Source organism: Candidimonas sp. SYP-B2681 (assembly GCF_003971065.1).
Lineage (GTDB): Bacteria > Pseudomonadota > Gammaproteobacteria > Burkholderiales > Burkholderiaceae_B > Pollutimonas.
Genome location: NZ_RYDV01000001.1, coordinates 452,601 through 468,839, shown reverse-complemented (window position 1 = coordinate 468,839; position 16,239 = coordinate 452,601). Strand labels below are relative to the sequence as shown.

Genomic DNA, 16,239 nt, shown 5'->3' with positions numbered 1-16,239 from the left:
GCGTCACTCGACGTCCAGCGGAACGATACTGCCGCCTTCCGCCTGCAACCGGGAAAGATAAGTGGCGTGATCGAAAACCTGGAAAGGAAAATACAACCCTGCCGGGGTTGGCGCACTGCCATCTAGCCCGACCAGTCGCTCGATGATCATGCTAACGCCCAGTGCGGTCAAGTGGGCCGCGCCGTCAGGATGAAAGACTGCATGGCGAGTGCGAAGCGGACGGCCGTCATGGTCCTCGCCCGCCAGTTCGATGATAATTTCTGTCGATTTGGATCCGCCACGACGACGGGACGAACTGACACCCGTCGCAATGTTAAATTGCACATTCGGCGACCCGGTCGCTACCGCTAGACCAACAACATCTATAGACGAGAAGCCAGCTCCTTCTACCTTAGTGCCATTGATCGCACGGAATTCAGCTTTGGTATCATCCTTGCTGCGCCAGATATAGCTGCCATCACGACGAGTAAGAGCCGCCGGCATCATCTGGCTCAGCCGTTCAAAATCCTCGGCGACAGCGGGTCCGCCGCCATCCTGCTCATCAACAAGAGCACCGATCGTTATTTCGTGGAGCTGTGCAAAAGCTTTGGCGCACGCGAGCGAGGCGACGGTTGTAGCACCGACCAGCCACTCATAGCCCAGCACGATTGCCGCAGCGCTGGGCGAATGCATATAGGTCGCGACTTCGGGGGCGATTTCATAAACCCCCGAAGAAATGCTGAGATGCGGCACCCGACGACCTTGCGCAAAACGCAGGCCGGCCAACCGTTCGTCAGCGTAAAAGACTGCCACAGCCCCTACCCGACGATCACCGAGACCAAGATCATCGTCACGCGGGTCGATGACTACACCTTCTGCCTGCCCGATTTCGCTAGCCACTTGGCGGCTTTTGACCAGCTCGCGCCCGCCGATCAGCAAAGGCACATCGGGGTAAACGGTGCGCAGCGCGCGGGCGGTTAAGCGTCCGATAGCGCCCGTGCCGCCCATCAGTAGAATAGGATCTGAAATCAGTTGAGTCATATATCAAGTTTCCTGTAAAAGCCTGACTGAACGACTGCATCCAATTCAGCCGCTGTCGTGTAGGTGTTCAATGAATGATTGCGGTGACGCGAATCTCGAAGCGCATCGTCGGCAGGCCCAATGCATCAACCCCCAACTGCGTCCAGATCGGTGCGTGGTTGGGCATGTACTGGCGGTACAGCTTGACGATCGTGTCGTTGACGATTGGCGGAAAGCCGCCGACATGGTATGTGTTGACGTGAATAACGTGATCCCAGGTCGCCCCGGCCTTCGCCAGAATGAGTTCGATATTACGGAAGGCGGCGGCAATCTCTTCCTCGATCGCCTCGGGGATGTGCAGGTCATCGTTCCAACCGCCCTGACCGGATGTCTCCACCCGATTCCCGATCTTGACAGCGGTCGAGAAATGCAGGGTTTGGCGGAACGTCTCACCAAACCCGGGTGTGACGATGAACTCGGGTTTTTCCATTATGTTTCTCCAAGATATAAACCAAGCCGTGCTCAATGCAGGCTGGAGAAGGCGATTGGCCTTCGGGCGAACATCGCGTTCGCTCAGGCGAGTGCGCCCCCGTCGACGGTCAGAGTGGCGCCCGTGATCACGCTCGCGGCGGGACTAGCAAGAAAGACCACGGCGTTCGCGATTTCGTGTGGCTCGGCGTAGCGTCCCAACGACGTCAGGCTTCGCTGGAAATCGGCAGCCTCGCCATCCGCTGGATTTGCATCGGTATTGGTCGCACCGGGTTGCACAAGGTTTACGGTGATGCCGACCGGGCCGAGTTCGCGCGAAAGGCCGCGGGTGAAGGAGGTAAGTGCCGCCTTAGACATCGCATAAGTTGTTATACCCGGGAACGGGACCCGCTCCCCCAGGGCCGAACCGATCGTGATGATGCATCCCCCTCTCGCAAGATGGGGAATAACTGCTTTCGCAAACAGCACTGGGGCTCGCACATTGACGTCCATCACGGCCTGATAGTCGTGCACGTCAATGTCCGCGATCATTCCGGTGTGGCCAATCGCTGCGCTGTTGACGAGAATATCCAGTCCGCCGAACGTCGACACGGCTTCGCTCACGGAGCGCGAGATAGCCTCCGGATCGGCGCTGTCAGCTTGGATGGCAACCACGCGACGCCCTGTTTTCTCGATTGACCGCAGGACCGCTTCAGCTTTCTCGGCTGAGTGCTGATAAGTGAATGCGACGTCGGCCCCGTGCTCTGCCAGTGCCAGCGCGATCGCGGCTCCAATGCCCCGCGATCCCCCGGTTACCAATGCGCGCTTCCCATTTAAATCGATCATATATTCTTCCTTTCTACAGTGTTTTAGTTAGAGTCAGATACCTACGTGGTTCGCGCAGAGAATGCCGTCGGCGGCAGTTCGTCCGGCAGCGGTATGAACTCTGCATTGTCGGCATCCGGCAGCTTCATCCGTCCCGCCCTCCAGTCGGATGCCGCCTGCGCGAGCCGGTCCTTTGAGGAGGACACGAAGTTCCAGTAAATAAACCGCTCACCGACGGGCTCGCCGCCAAGAGCCATCACGGCAGAGTGTTCCAAGGCCCGCACGCGTGAGGCGGCCGAGCCAAGCACCAGCATCCTGCCGCTCTCGTAGCGCGTACCATCCAATTCCACCGCACCGGTCGCAATGTAGATCGCGCGCTCCTTGTGTCCGCCGGGAATCTCGGCGATGGCGCCTGGCTCCATGTCGAGATGGGCATAGAACAGCGGCGAATGCGTTTCGGTGCCCGCGGTCAGGCCATAGGCGCTACCGGCGATGAGCTGTCCGTTCAAGCCGGCGTCGCTCCATTTCGGCAGATCGCTCCCGGAATGATGGGAGAAGGATGGAGAAATTTCTTCCAACTCGGTCGGGAGCGCGATCCATGCCTGGATGCCGTGCAGGTGATCGCCCTGCACCCGTGCGCGCTCAAACCGCTCGCTATGCGTGATGCCGCGGCCCGCGGTCATCCAGTTCACTTCCTGTGGCCGGATCGCCTGCTCGTAGCCGAGGCTGTCGCGATGCATCACCTCGCCAGCAAACAAGTAGGTCACCGTTGCAAGACCGATGTGCGGATGGGGCCGGATGTCAACGTTCCGATCAAGGCCTGGCGCAAGATCGAGCGGTCCTATATGGTCGAAGAAGATAAAGGGCCCGACCATGCGCTGCTTTGCGAACGGCAGCACGCGACCAACTTCAAAGCTACCGCCGAGGTCGCGACGCCGCTGCTCAATGACCATTTCAATCATGTCGTGTCTCCTCCTTGCTTGCCGACCGGACGATCGGCGCGACCTCAGTGTCCAGAATCAGCGTCTCGATGCCTTCAAGCCTGCCCGCTGCCGGGCAATCGGGGTTTTGCGTAGGGTTCCAGTTCATATTGCTCTCTTTCGTTCAGACAGTATTAAAGTGGTCGCAGCAGGTGGCGGACGACGGGCGGTTGATCGCCGATGTGAAACGCATTCAACAGTTCCTGATCCAGTGCGTCGCTATGGGTCACCCTCGCATGCTGGCGCTGATGCTCGACCCAGCTTTCGACGATGAATTCCTCGACCACCCGACCGGGCTCTGCGACGTCCTCCCAGACATCCCAGCGGATCGCGCCGTCGCGATAGCGCGTCGCGCGAAACTTGCGCAGCGCGGTGGTGAACGCAGCCTGTTGTCCCGGGGCGACCCGGTATTCGATCTCGATCAGGACGGGGCCGCGGTCATTGGCAGGCGGGATGGCGACGACAGGCTCGGCCCAATGGTTCGAGGGCGCCAGATCGGTGGTGGAATCGTTCGGCAGCCGCCAGCGCAGCGCCAGCAGGATCGCCAGCGTCAGGCCGATGGCCGCGATGATCAGGGCGCCGGAGACCCCCGCGCTGCTGGCCAGAGTTCCCCACAGGATACTGCCGCCGGTCATGGCTCCTTGAAGTACAAGCAGATAGACGGCGAGCGCCCGCGCCTTGACCCAGCCAGGCGAGGCCATCTGCGCTGCGACGTTGAGCGAGGTCAGCATGCCGATCCAGGCGAGGCCGGCACCGAACATCACTGCCCCGGCCAGCCAAGCATTGGGCGCCAGCGCCAGTGCGAGAGTCGCGGCAGCGAACAGCAACGTCGCCCAGATCGAGATCGTGTTGGACGCTATCTTTTTACGCATTTGTTTCAACAGCAATGCACCGACAATGGCACCGGCGCCCATGCAGCCGAGAAGCGCGCCGTAGCCCGCCGCATCCAGGCCCAGTTCACGGCGCCCCACCAACGGCAGCATCGCCCAAAGCGCGCTGCTGAACAGGAAGAAGCCCAGGGTACGGATCAACACCAGTCGCATCGCCGGAGAATGCCGCGCATAGCGATAACCGGCCCGAAGCGCGCCGAAGAAATGTTCGGGCGGCAAGCTGTGTACGGTCGTGGCGCGTTTCCATCTGACAAGCACGATCAGTACCGCCAACACCGACACTGCGTTCAGCGCGAAGACCGCCGGAATGCCAGCCATCGCCACGATCACCCCACCAAGGGCCGGGCCGATGGCGCGCGAGATGTTGACGCCCAGACTATTGAGCGCCACCGCATCGGGTAAGCCTGCCTTGTCGATGAGTTCGGGGACGATGGCCTGAAACACTGGCGCGCTGAGTGCGGCCGCCACGCCGAGAACAAAGGTGGCGCCAAGCAACACCCACGGGGTGGTCAGCCCTTGAAGGGTCAGGAAGGCCAGAGCCGCTGCAGCGACAAGGCCGAGGATCTGCGCGCCCAGCAGCATCTTTCGGCGATCGACGATGTCGGCCAGCGCGCCCGCCGGCAGAGCCAGCAAGAACATCGGCAGGGTCGTGGCGGCCTGCACCAGAGCCACCAGCAGTGGGTTGGGCGACAGCGCAGTCATCAGCCATCCCGCACCGACATCATGCATCCAGGTGCCGATGTTGGAAATGATCGTCGCAATCCACAGCGCCCGAAAGACCGGGAAGCTCAGCGGGCCCTTCGCCTGGGCGGGTATATCAATGGTGGTCATTTCGGCCCCAGTCGGACGGTAAACGGATTCGGTCGGAATCTTGTATAGCGGCAGGGACCCAAATGCGCGATGAAGAACATCACGATCCAGAGCGCCCCATCTGAATCAATTCTGAATGACATCTGACCACTCTGGATGCTTGAGCGACTGCGCCCGCACGAAAGGACAGAGTGGCACGATGCGGTACGCCTTGGCGCGAGCATCCGCAATCAGGGCTTGGACGAGAGCCGATGCGGTGCCGGTTCCGCGAAACGTATCGGGAACGAACGTGCCATCGGCGATGATCAGCACATCGGACACCCTAGAGATAGTCAGCTCGCCCTCGTCGGCGACACCATTGATGCGAGCGACAAACCGGCCCTTATGGCCTTTATCCTCGTATGAAATCTGAATCGCAGGTTTCTCGGTCATTTCAGCCTCCGTAAACGTGAATGGGTAAGCAATTCGAGTTTGCTGGACATAGGGAATCTCTCTTGATGTTTGGGGAACAAGATATGCCTCAAGGGGTCACGAGGTATGAAATGAAGTTACTTTACGCCGACCTCGAATGCTGGGGTCGCCTTGGTCGTCTTTACGGTCCACGATCCGCTCTGACGGAATGAGCTCGCCGATGCGTAGGTATCTTCCAGAAACTGGAGGTAGACCATCTTGCCGTCGCGTACCTTGGCGTGAATCGAGAATGGCGAGGTGAAGACATGGCCCACTTCAACCGAACGATAGGTGAACTTGCCGAAAATGGCGACATCCTCGCCCGCAGCCAGCTTGTCGGTGATTGTGAAGTCCTCAATCTTCCAATATTTTGCGACCCGAAGGAATGTACTGCTATACGCGCCGGGGCCTTTGGCAGTCCCCGCCCACGGCTCGATCTCCTTCAGTTCCGGGTTGTCGAAGCTCAGCGATACATAAACTGCGTCGGGCGCTACGAGGCGGGTGGCCGCAGCTTCGACCTTTTCCGGGGCTGTGTCGGACAGGAATTCCATGACAACGGCCAGCGGCGCTGCGGACTGATCCTGCGAACTTGTTGCCTGCGCTGCGGCAGTCGCTGACGGCAAGACAGACGTGCTAATCACAAGTGCAGATAAGAGCACTGTCTTGAAAAATTTGAGTATTGTCATGTATTTGATCTTTGCTATTCAGGTTTCTAAGTGTTTGTAGTCTGCGGTGGCTCGAGATATCTTCGATTCGTTCACTTCTTCTCCTTGCGGGAAATGGCGGCGACAGAAATTGCTGCCGCCATCGTCAGGCCTCAGACCGTGGCTACTTCCTCGGCTGTTTTTTCGGCGTCATGGCGCTGCTTGAGAGCGGACGCCCGAGCGTTTCTCAGCCGTTGAAGGCCTCAAGCACGCTACTGCCTTAACGGCGGTATCACTATCTCGTAAACGGCCATCCGTTTCTTGGACGTGCTTGCTTTTCTGGAAGATTCATACGGTCAATGTATCCTCGCGCTTAGCGGTATGCTGAGGCCAGATGCTGCCCCGCTTCTCGGTGCCGTTAATTAACCATAATTCCGCGACCATGCCGACTGCGTCTCGTATCGACCGCGAAGTGTCATCTGATGTGGCACATAGCGTATACCTCTGCCGCTGGTAACAGCACGAACCTTCCATAAAAGCAAGCCCGTCCAATAAACGGATGGCCGTTTACGAAATAGTGATACCACCATGGTCGATCAGATATCGATGCAATGGGGGCGGTGACTATCGACATAAACCTGCTCTATGGAAGGCATAAGATGACCGATCCACAACCCGAATTGCTGACGCCAGACAACAGTAAAAACCATGTAATCGCGCCCGGCCTGCGAGGGCCCGGACAGACAACGTAGCCGGCGGTGTCGGCACATGAACCAGAGGATAAACAGATGAACCAAGAACTTGATACAAAATTGATGAAAACACGCTACGGGTTTCGACAGGTTGGTGACGTCGAAGTTTTCTACCGTGACGCAGGGCCAAGCGATGCGCCGGTGATCCTGCTGTTGCACGGCTTCCCGAGTGCCAGCCATATGTTCCGCGACTTGTTTCCTCTGCTGGCTGGCCGTTTTCGGCTCATCGCACCTGACTTGCCTGGCTTCGGACAAACCAAGGCGCCGCCGCGCGGAACGTTTGACTACACGTTCGACGGCTTGTCCGATGTGATCGAAGGTTTCACCGATGCTATGTCGCTCGATCGATATGCACTCTACATCTTCGACTATGGTGCGCCGGTGGGACTGCGGCTGGCGATGCGTCATCCCGAGCGGGTGTCGGCCGTCATTTCGCAAAACGGCAACGCCTACGTCGAGGGTTTCAGTGACGAATGGGGGCCATGGGAAGCCTATTGGCGCGACCCAAGCGCAGCGAACCGGGAAGCCTGCCGACCGTCGCTCGCGCCGGACACGATCCGCAACTGGCAGTATGGCACCGGATCGGATCCGCAGCACTTGTCGCCCGATGGTTACGAACTAGACATCTCTTACATGGCGCGCCCGGGTGCGGCGGACATCCAGCTCGATCTGATCCTGGACTATCGCAGCAATGTCGAACTCTACCCTTCGTTCCAGTCATATTTTCGCGAACATCGACCACGGTTTCTTGCTGTGTGGGGACGTCATGATCCTGCGTTTGTGCCTGCCGGAGCTTATGCTTATCAACGGGATCTTCCCGATGCACAGATTCATCTGCTGGACACGGGACATTTCGCACTAGAGACGCATGCAGAAGAGATCGCTACGTTGATCCGCGCCTTCTTCGACAGCGACCAGGCTTAAGTCCTGCTGTAAAGCTCCAGACCCCCGCTAGTGAATGAATGACGTCGCGAAGCTACTTGAGATGTCGGTTGGTTGGACAACGCAGTAAAGCTATGCATCGTCGGCATCCGTCAGCTTGCAGCAATTTGTGCAACATGCCTTCCTTGGTAGCGCACCCAAGCCGACTGCTCCAACCTAAATGCCATAAAACCCCGCGCCTCCGCCCACGAGCTGAAGCGGCCACTCGTCATACTCGCTTCTCATGGAAGTCCAACCACGCCACGAGGAGGAAGCCACCGACCAAACCAAGGTGCTCAAAGAATGAGTTCGCAGCCATGAAGCGCTCCTGTCCTATCGGTAGCTCCCAATAACGCAAGGCAATACCCGTGGCAAGCGACGTGAAACCTGCCAACCCCAGGGCGCCCAGCCAACGCAGACAGCCGGTCAATATCATCAACGACGCACCCAGCTCCAGTGCGATCACCAGCACAGCAAACAGCGGTGCCGGTGTCAGCCCAAAGTGATTCATCTCAGCGATGGCCCCCGGAAAATCGGCGAGTTTGACAATGCCTCCTTGCAAATACGCTGCGCATAGTGCCAGATAAGCAATAAAGCGAACGGCTCTGCTTCCCAATGCTGGCCGCGAAGCAGCGACCAGCCTATTACCCTTAGTGCTGTTCATAGACATAGCCGGCCCCTAAACCGCCCAGCAGGAGCAGCCCAACGCGCCAAAGAAGCCCTTTAAGTCGGAGGCAGGAGCCTTTGACCCCCAGGCCGTTGCATGATCGTGCCCATGCAATCCGCATGCGCTCGCGCAGCCGCACGAGGCAATAGCCTGAGATCGGAGCGGTTGCAACGAATTCTTGCCGGCTCCCTCCGGTTCGCCCCAAGCGCCGTAGCCTTTGAACAGACGCGTTGGCGACCAATCAGGCATGGCGGGTGGCAGTGGATTATCGTCCAGCGAAACGAATTGCTCGTCACCATAAACAATGCGCCCACCCACCACAGTCAAGTGCGAGGTCAGAAACGAGATTTCAGCTTCCGGCACCCCAAAATAGTCTTTGCTGGGAACAATAAAGTCGGCGAATTGCCCTGCCTGAATGCGACCACGCTTATTTTCTTCGTTGGTGAACCAGGCAACATTCTCTGTCCACATACGTAAGGCCGTTTCACGGTCCAACAGATTACGTTGTGGATATAAACGTAGCCCACCAACCGTTTTGCCCGTGATCATCCACGCAAGCGACACCCAAGGGTTATACGACGCTACACGGGTGGCGTCCGTTCCCGCAGAAACCTTGACACCTTTTTCCAGCATGCGTGCTACAGGTGGTGTTGCCTCCGCCGCTTTTGCTCCATAACGCTCGACAAAGTGCTCGCCTTGGTAAGCCATTCGGTGCTGCACTGCTATGCCACCGCCCAGAGCCGCAACGCGGTCGATCGATTCCTCAGAAATGGTTTCAGCATGGTCGAAGAACCAGTTGATACCTTGCAAAGGAATATCGCGATTAACCTTCTCAAACACATCCAAAGCACGCGATATGGTTTCATCATAGGTGGCGTGCAGGCGCCAGGGCCATTTGTTCTGCGCCAGAATACGCACGACCTCTTCCAGCTCGCCTTCCATCTCCGGGGCCAAGTCCGGACGCGGCTGGCGGAAATCCTCGAAATCAGCAGCAGAGAACACCAGCATCTCGCCGGCACCATTGTGGCGAAAGTAGTCCGTGCCTTGTTTGTATTTCACGCTCTTGGTCCATTTCAGGAAGTCTTCCTTCTCTTCCGTGGGCTTTTGCGTGAAAAGGTTATAGGCGAGGCGGACCGTCATCTGGCCTTCATCTGCCAGTTTCTGAATAACGGCGTAATCTTCCGGGTAGTTCTGGAAACCGCCCCCGGCATCAATAACGCCTGTTATACCCAAGCGATTAAGCTCGCGCATGAAGTGACGCGTCGAATTGACCTGATAGTCAAAAGGCAGCTTGGGGCCTTTAGCCAAAGTGGAGTAAAGGACCATCGCGTTGGGCTTGGCTAGTAGCAAGCCTGTTGGATTGCCACTCGCATCGCGAGTAATTTCCCCGCCCGGAGGCTCCGGCGTCTCTTTGGTGTAGCCTACTGCCCGTAATGCTGCAGCGTTCAGCAAAGCCTGGTCGTAAAGGTGGAGAAGAAAAACGGGCGTGTCAGGCGCAATGGCATTGATTTCGTCGATTGTCGGCAAGCGTTTCTCGACGAACTGGTGTTCAGTGAACCCTCCTATTACCCGCACCCACTGCGGCGTAGGCGTGATAGCGACTTGCCGGCGCAGCATGTCTAACGCGTCAGCCAGCGAACGCACGCCATCCCAGCGCAGTTCCAGGTTGTAATTGAGCCCACCTCGCACCATGTGAGTATGGTTATCAAATAGCCCAGGCAAGACACTTCTACGCTTCAGATCAATGATCCGTGTAGCCGAGCCCGCCAAAGCCAGGATTTCATTATCCAAGCCGACTGCTAAAAACTTACCCTCTGCGATGGCAACTGCAGTAGCCACGGGGTTGCTAGGGTCAAGAGTTGTAACCCTGCCATTATGGAAAACAATGTCAGGCGTAGAATGAGTCATGGTCGAATCTCCTTTGTAGATGACCTTTGCAAAGTCCTGAAGTGCGCAACAGGCAACTTGTCGCTGGCATGCCTATGCCTTGTGATCGCTCTTTTGAACTTGCACTAATTGATTCCTTCCGGGAAGCTGCCCGAGGAGATGCTCAGTCGCCTGCGTTTTGACGCAAGCTATATTGAAGGCGGTGCCTTGCAAAAGCTGCTTACCCACGGGGATAACCTGCTCACCGACCAGCATGCCGAGTAAGCCGATCAGCGCAACCAAAGGCGGAGCCGGCGAGCGCACAGTGAGCAAGCTATAGATAACGCCCACTAACACGCCGGCGGTTAAAGAAAAGATATAGAGTTTCATGATTTGCTCCTGCCCACATACGTGCTCGTTTGTGCGGGGCGCACCGATTGAATCAGTTCAGATATGGCGTGATTCGATCCAGCTCGAAGGCCAAATGTGCGCCCCTGCTCGTTAAACCAACGCAGCCACCGGGGCAAGGATCGGCCCATGCACCGTCCGCTGCGGCGCCATGTGCACCATGGTGTACGCATAGTCAACCCCCATGCCATAGGCGCCGGAGTGCTCTTTAACCAGTTCCATGACGCCGTCGTAAGTCCCCCGGTTCTTCCAGTCACGTTGCCACTCAAGCAGAACTTGTTGCCAGGTAACGGGCACGACACCGGCCTGGATCATGCGCTGCATGGAGTAGTCGTGGGCGGCCTGGCTTGTGCCGCCCGACGCATCGGCGACCATGTAAATCTCGTAGCCGCCTTCGAGCATCGCCGACAGCGCAAAGGTGTTGTTGCAAACCTCGGTCCAAAGACCGGACACGACGACTTTCTTACGACCGTTCTTTTTGAGCGCATCGCGCACTTTCTGGTCATCCCAAGAGTTCATCGATGTGCGCTCGAGAATGGGCGCCTCTGGAAAAACCGACAGCAGTTCAGGATAGCTATAGCCAGAGAAGCTTTCGGTTTCGACTGTGGTGATAATGGTCGGAATCGAAAAAATCTTTGCGGCTTTAGCTAGCCCGACGGTGTTGTTCTTCAACGTCTGTCGGTCAATGCTTTGAACTCCAAATGCCATCTGCGGTTGCTGATCGATGAAGATGACTTGACAGTTGTCTGGCGTCAGCAGTTCGAGCTTTGGGTTGATCATGGTAAATTTCCTTTAAAAACATGCTATCTAGATAGTGACCGCCGACAATGTATCGACGTCCGGTCGACCATGGCGGTGCTTAAGGGCAGACGCCCGAGCGCTTCTCGGCCGTTAATGGCCTCAGTCACGCTATTGCCATAACGGCGGTATCACTATCTCGCACATCGCTATCCGCTGATTGAACAGGCTTGCTGTTATGGAAGATTCATGCGGTTAATAAGGTGGTACAAGATTAAAGAAGACCTCGAATAATCTGTGGCGGAGCCTATAGCGTGGAAAATAATCATTTGCACCCGAGACCTTACGTACCAGAGGGTGACGAGGTCGTCGAGTTTGGCCCGTTTCGTCTTCACGCGGCGGGGCGATTGCTGCAGCGAAATGGGATGACTGTCAAACTGGGCAGCCGCTCGCTCGATCTACTGATTGCGTTGGTTGAGCGGGCCGGGGAAGTACTTTCCCGGCGGGAATTGATCGCGCGTGCCTGGGCAGGGCTGGTGGTCGACGAGGCCAACCTGCGCGTCAACATCTCGAACCTTCGCAAGTGCCTGGGTGAAGGCAAGGACGCCGCGCGCTACATCGTCAACCTCCCGGGCCGCGGATACAGCTTTGTGGCGCCCGTAACTCGAGTGCGTTCCGAGTCTACGTCCCGAAACCTCGAGGCCAGCCGATCTCCCGATCCTCGCTCCAGCAGCCCGCCGCTCGTATCGGCCTCGGAACACTCGTTGCCCCAGCGACTTGGACGGCTCATTGGGCGCGATGCTTCGGTCCGTATATTGGTCGAGATGCTCACCGAGCATCGATTTGTTAGCATCATCGGCCCGGGTGGAATGGGCAAGACGACTGTCGCGATCTCCGTTGCGCACACGATGCTCGATGCCTTTAGCGGCGCCGTGTACTACGTTGACCTATCCTCGGTCACCGACGCCTCACTCGTTCCGGCCACGATCGCCTCCGTGCTCGGCCTGAAGGTGCAGTTGCAAGATCCTAAACTAAGCATCCTGACTTCTTTGGGGGTCCGAAGAACGTTGCTCGTATTGGACAATTGCGAGCACCTCATTGACGAGACGGCGGCGCTTGCGGAGTGGCTTTATAAATCGGCGCCTCAGGCTCACCTGCTTGCGACCAGCCGCGAGTTATTGCGTGTCGAGGGCGAGCACGTCCACATCCTTCCACCGCTCGATGTTCCGCCAGTCAGCGATGGCATGACAGCGGCCTATGCGATGACGTTTCCCGCAATCCAGCTTTTCATGAATCGAGTGGCAGCAAGCGGCGCCCAAGAAACGCTGACGGATGAGACGGCCCTGCTCGCCGTCGAGATCTGCCGAAAGATGGATGGTATTGCCCTGGCGATCGAATTGGCAGCCGGTCGCGTGCGTTCGCACGGCCTGCGCGGAACTGCGGAATTAATCAGCAGCCGCTTTGATCTTCTCTGGCATGGCAGGCGCACCGCGCCTCCCCGGCATCAGACGCTCCAGGCAATGCTTGATTGGAGTTACAACCTGCTGTCAGAAAACGAACGCCGCGTGCTGTTCCGGTTGTCAGTGTTCGTGACTCCGTTTCATCTGGCGGCGGCGCAGTGGGTCGCGACGGACGCAGTCCTCACGCAGGCCCAAGTGGCAGCAGCAACCGCAAGCCTCACCGACAAGTCACTGTTGTCGCCATCGATGTTGAACGGATTGGGGCATCTTCGCCTCCTGGATTCGACGCGCACCTACACTTTGGCAAAACTGGCGGAGTCGGGCGAGCTCAACGCCGTCTCCCGCAAGCTCGCCGAGTATCTCATTGCGCAACTCAGCCGAAGTAATGAGCGTGAGAATGAGTCGCAGGCCACGGACCGGGATGTGATGGGGGACTACAACATGCGCCCTGCGCTAGTGTGGGCGTTCTCCGAGGCAGGTGAAGGTGAACGGGTCTGCAACATGCGCACTGCGCTTGCATGGGCGTTCTCCGATGCAGGCGAAAGCGAGCTAGGTGTTCGTCTGGCAGCGCTCGCCGCACCGCATCTTCTAGAATTGTCGCTGCTAGACGAGTGTCATCGCTGGTGTCAAGCTGCGCTGTTGCTACTGGGTCCCCACGAGGGCTCCGCGATACATCTCATCTTGCAAGAAGCGCTGGCGATCTCCGCACTATTGACTCGCAGCAATGGAGATGAAGTCCGCGATTCGATTGAGCGCGCGCTGCGTCTTGCTCGGACCTTGAACGATCACGAACGCGAACTTGGACTACTCTCGGGACTGCATATCTTTATGATCGAAGTCGGTCACTCCCATGCGGCGGTCGAGGTGAGCCGACGCAGTATCGAGCTGGCACGCAGTGTCGACTCTCCTGCGGGGATCGTCATGTCTGAGTGGATGCTCGGGTGTGCGTATTTCTTGGCCGGTGATCAGGCGGGTGCGCTACGCCACATCGAAGAGGGCTTCAAGCAAGCTGCGGCGCGTGGTGTGACGAAGGTCGATATGTATGGTTACGGACATCGGACCCGTGCCCTGATCGTCCTCGCACGCGCGCTTTGGTTAAGCGGCGCCGCCGACCGCGCTGCTCAAGTTGCACGTCAGGCCGTCGAGGAGGTTAAGCAGAACGAGCAACCGATGAACGTGTTCGTCGCCGAATTGCTGTACGCCTCGACGGTTTTTCTGTGGAGGGGAGATGTGGAGGAATCTGAAGCGCTGGCAAGCCGCCTCGTTCAATACGTTAGTCGTTACTCCTTTGGTCCACATGTGGCCTTTGGCATCGCACTCTCAGCCGAAGTGGCTTTACTCCGGAGGGAATTTCAGACGGCGGCAAATAAGTTTCGCGAGGCGCTAGGTATCTTGCATGGGGAGGGCCGTCTCTTACTCACGATGATCTTGAGCCGATCGATGTCCGAAGCACTGTTCGAATGCGGTGAGATCCTGGAGGCGGAAGCAATGATCTCTGCGGCTCTAGAACGAGCCGAGGCCGGGCATGAATCATTCGACAGGCCTGAGCTATTGCGTACGCGTGCACAAATCGGAGTTGTTTCCGGTTGCTTGGATCCGCACGCGGCCAAGGCAATGTTGCGACATTCGATTGAGCTTGCAAATATTCAAGGCGCACTCAGCTTGGAATTGCGCTCCGCTATGGCTTTAGGTGAACTGCTCGCAAGCCAGGAGCGGACTGAGGAGGCCTACGCAATCCTGGCGGAGGTTTACGACCGCTTTACGGAAGGATACGAAACACGCGACCTCAGAACAGCCAGACAGTTGATTGAAGCCTGGCATCCGGCCGCGTGGGAAAAGCAGGCCTCTGATTGACCTCGTAGTTTACATGGCTTTACACCACTTTACGAGCGCTCCGCCCTACGACCTCGGAGAATAGTAGTAGATAATTCCAGGGCGTACATACGCCCCGTAGGGGGTGTTCGCATGGCCAGTCACTCAAGCGGATCGATTCTTCCTCATAGAGTCGCACAGTTCATAGAGGCAACGAATGCCGGTGATCTATCCCGTCTTCTTGAAATCTTCGCGGCGGATTCGATTGTCAACGATCAATTACAGCAATGGCGCGGGCTGGCTGAACTGAGCAAATGGGCCGCGCGCGACGTTATCGGGCAGCAGCTGTCGCTTCGCCCCACTCATTGCATCCGGCATTACGGCCACTGCGTTGTCGCCGCCCACGCCGACGGAAATTTCGATAAGCGTGGATTGCCGGATCCGCTGGAAGTCCTGCTCTATTTCACTCTCGCGGAAGACAAGATCGTGCAGTTGATCATTTTGCGAGATCGCTCGGGCACCTCTCCTTTCGATGCGTCGCTGCGCAGCTCAGCGTAGAGGCGCGAAGTCAGCGCGATAGAGCCGACCTGCTTTACAGGATTTTTCCACACTTTACTTAGCATTTTGGCGTATCTGTCCGATCATCTTCGTTACGTGGATCGAGATCCATAAACGATCACAAGCGGAGAAAATCCTATGAACAATTGTGCAGTGTTGGCCACCAAGGCTAGTCAACAGAGCAACCAAAGTGGGGTTGCGTTGACATCGACTTTGCTGGAGTTGCTCACCATTGCGCAATCCAAAGTTGAAGTCGATCGTAAGGCTGCACAAGCATGCTTGTCCCGTGCGACAGCATTGCTGGAGGCCAGTCTGGAACGAAACGTCGGACCGAAGGCCGAGAGCACATTCCGCGGCGGACTGCCGCGTTGGCAGGCCAAACGCTTGACAACTTTCATCGAGGAGAATCTCGAACAGCCTATCAGGAGTCCTGATCTCATTGCTATCACCGGATTGAGTACCGGACATTTCTTTCGAACTTTTAAAGAAACATTCGGCCAGGCTCCGTTCGCCTATATCGCCAAACTGCGCATCGAGCGCGCACAGCAGATGATGCTGACGACCAACCATTCCCTCAGCCAAATCGCGCTTGATTGCGGAATGTGCGATCAGTCTCATCTCACGCGCTTGTTTCGGCAGTTCGTGGGTATGACGCCGGGCGAATGGCGGCGCGTATATGCCTGCGAGTCGTTCGAGTCGACGTCAGTGGCCACGGACGTCGCGTAATGCCAAGTTCTCGATCGATGCGCAATCATCGCAGATGTTGTCCCACGAGATTCGCAGCACCCGAGTTCCGCTTGGCGAGTAAGTTGGGGACGATTGCCGCGCCGATAGCCAGCAACGCAAGATCTACGCAAAGCTCTGGTCGCTTAAGCCCCACTCGTCGCCATTAGCGCACCGCCAATGCCATCATTAATACCATCCCGAATACGTGCTTGAGGCTGCCTAATACTGCCTGACAACGCCAGACAAAAAAACGGAGAACCACACA

16 protein-coding genes are annotated in these 16,239 nt (G+C 57.5%); 4 read left to right on the top strand and 12 right to left on the bottom strand.

Features of this window, described 5'->3' with window-relative positions; all coding sequences use genetic code 11:
• Nucleotides 1–3: 3 nt before the first annotated feature.
• The 8 genes from EKL30_RS02235 to EKL30_RS02205 form a co-directional block, all read right to left on the bottom strand.
• A complete protein-coding gene (locus EKL30_RS02235; protein WP_233582674.1) occupies nt 4–1,020 on the bottom strand; it encodes an NAD(P)-dependent oxidoreductase in 1,017 nt (338 codons plus the stop codon).
• Between the two features lie 67 nt (nt 1,021–1,087).
• Nucleotides 1,088–1,489: a Rid family hydrolase gene (locus EKL30_RS02230; RefSeq protein WP_126705548.1), complete on the bottom strand. Its 402-nt coding sequence runs from the start codon at nt 1,487–1,489 to the stop codon at nt 1,088–1,090.
• An 83-nt stretch (nt 1,490–1,572) separates the two neighbouring features.
• Nucleotides 1,573–2,313, bottom strand: a complete 741-nt coding sequence (locus tag EKL30_RS02225) for an SDR family NAD(P)-dependent oxidoreductase (protein WP_126705547.1) — start codon at nt 2,311–2,313, stop codon at nt 1,573–1,575.
• Between the two features lie 41 nt (nt 2,314–2,354).
• Nucleotides 2,355–3,254 carry a pirin family protein gene (locus EKL30_RS02220; RefSeq protein ID WP_126705546.1) on the bottom strand — a complete coding sequence of 300 codons (900 nt, stop codon included), beginning with the start codon at nt 3,252–3,254 and terminating at the stop codon, nt 2,355–2,357.
• Nucleotides 3,247–3,381 carry a hypothetical protein gene (locus EKL30_RS19290; RefSeq protein WP_255414652.1) on the bottom strand — a complete coding sequence of 45 codons (135 nt, stop codon included), beginning with the start codon at nt 3,379–3,381 and terminating at the stop codon, nt 3,247–3,249. Before EKL30_RS19290 ends, EKL30_RS02220 begins: the two co-directional genes overlap by 8 nt.
• A gap of 25 nt (nt 3,382–3,406) precedes the next feature.
• A complete protein-coding gene (locus EKL30_RS02215) occupies nt 3,407–4,993 on the bottom strand; it encodes an MFS transporter (RefSeq protein WP_126705545.1) in 1,587 nt (528 codons plus the stop codon).
• Between the two features lie 105 nt (nt 4,994–5,098).
• A complete protein-coding gene (locus EKL30_RS02210; protein ID WP_126705544.1) occupies nt 5,099–5,404 on the bottom strand; it encodes a GNAT family N-acetyltransferase in 306 nt (101 codons plus the stop codon).
• 116 nt (nt 5,405–5,520) lie between these two features.
• Nucleotides 5,521–6,108 (bottom strand): nuclear transport factor 2 family protein, encoded by a 588-nt coding sequence (locus tag EKL30_RS02205; protein WP_199748454.1) that lies wholly within the window; start codon nt 6,106–6,108, stop codon nt 5,521–5,523.
• A gap of 746 nt (nt 6,109–6,854) precedes the next feature.
• Between EKL30_RS02205 and EKL30_RS02200 the strand changes: the two genes are divergently transcribed.
• Nucleotides 6,855–7,742: an alpha/beta fold hydrolase gene (locus EKL30_RS02200; protein WP_233582672.1), complete on the top strand. Its 888-nt coding sequence runs from the start codon at nt 6,855–6,857 to the stop codon at nt 7,740–7,742.
• 226 nt (nt 7,743–7,968) lie between these two features.
• Here EKL30_RS02200 and EKL30_RS02195 read toward each other — a convergent pair whose 3' ends face one another.
• The 4 genes from EKL30_RS02195 to EKL30_RS02180 all read right to left on the bottom strand — a co-directional run bounded on the left by EKL30_RS02195 (nt 7,969) and on the right by EKL30_RS02180 (nt 11,460).
• Entirely contained in the window at nt 7,969–8,403 is a 435-nt protein-coding gene (locus tag EKL30_RS02195) for a DoxX family protein (RefSeq protein WP_126705543.1), read from the bottom strand.
• Between the two features lie 15 nt (nt 8,404–8,418).
• Nucleotides 8,419–10,314 (bottom strand): amidohydrolase, encoded by a 1,896-nt coding sequence (locus EKL30_RS02190; protein WP_126705542.1) that lies wholly within the window; start codon nt 10,312–10,314, stop codon nt 8,419–8,421.
• Nucleotides 10,315–10,386: 72 nt separating this feature from the next.
• Nucleotides 10,387–10,662: a XapX domain-containing protein gene (locus tag EKL30_RS02185; RefSeq protein ID WP_126705541.1), complete on the bottom strand. Its 276-nt coding sequence runs from the start codon at nt 10,660–10,662 to the stop codon at nt 10,387–10,389.
• A 111-nt stretch (nt 10,663–10,773) separates the two neighbouring features.
• Nucleotides 10,774–11,460: a hydrolase gene (locus EKL30_RS02180; RefSeq protein ID WP_126705540.1), complete on the bottom strand. Its 687-nt coding sequence runs from the start codon at nt 11,458–11,460 to the stop codon at nt 10,774–10,776.
• A 383-nt stretch (nt 11,461–11,843) separates the two neighbouring features.
• On the opposite strand from EKL30_RS02180, the gene EKL30_RS02175 reads away from it, so the two are divergent.
• The 3 genes from EKL30_RS02175 (at nt 11,844) to EKL30_RS02165 (ending at nt 15,974) form a co-directional block, all read left to right on the top strand.
• A complete protein-coding gene (locus EKL30_RS02175) occupies nt 11,844–14,732 on the top strand; it encodes a winged helix-turn-helix domain-containing protein (protein WP_126705539.1) in 2,889 nt (962 codons plus the stop codon).
• 111 nt (nt 14,733–14,843) lie between these two features.
• Complete coding sequence (locus EKL30_RS02170) at nt 14,844–15,248, top strand: nuclear transport factor 2 family protein (RefSeq protein ID WP_126705538.1); 405 nt, start codon at nt 14,844–14,846, stop codon at nt 15,246–15,248.
• 138 nt (nt 15,249–15,386) lie between these two features.
• Nucleotides 15,387–15,974, top strand: a complete 588-nt coding sequence (locus tag EKL30_RS02165; protein ID WP_126705537.1) for a helix-turn-helix domain-containing protein — start codon at nt 15,387–15,389, stop codon at nt 15,972–15,974.
• Nucleotides 15,975–16,239: the final 265 nt, after the last annotated feature.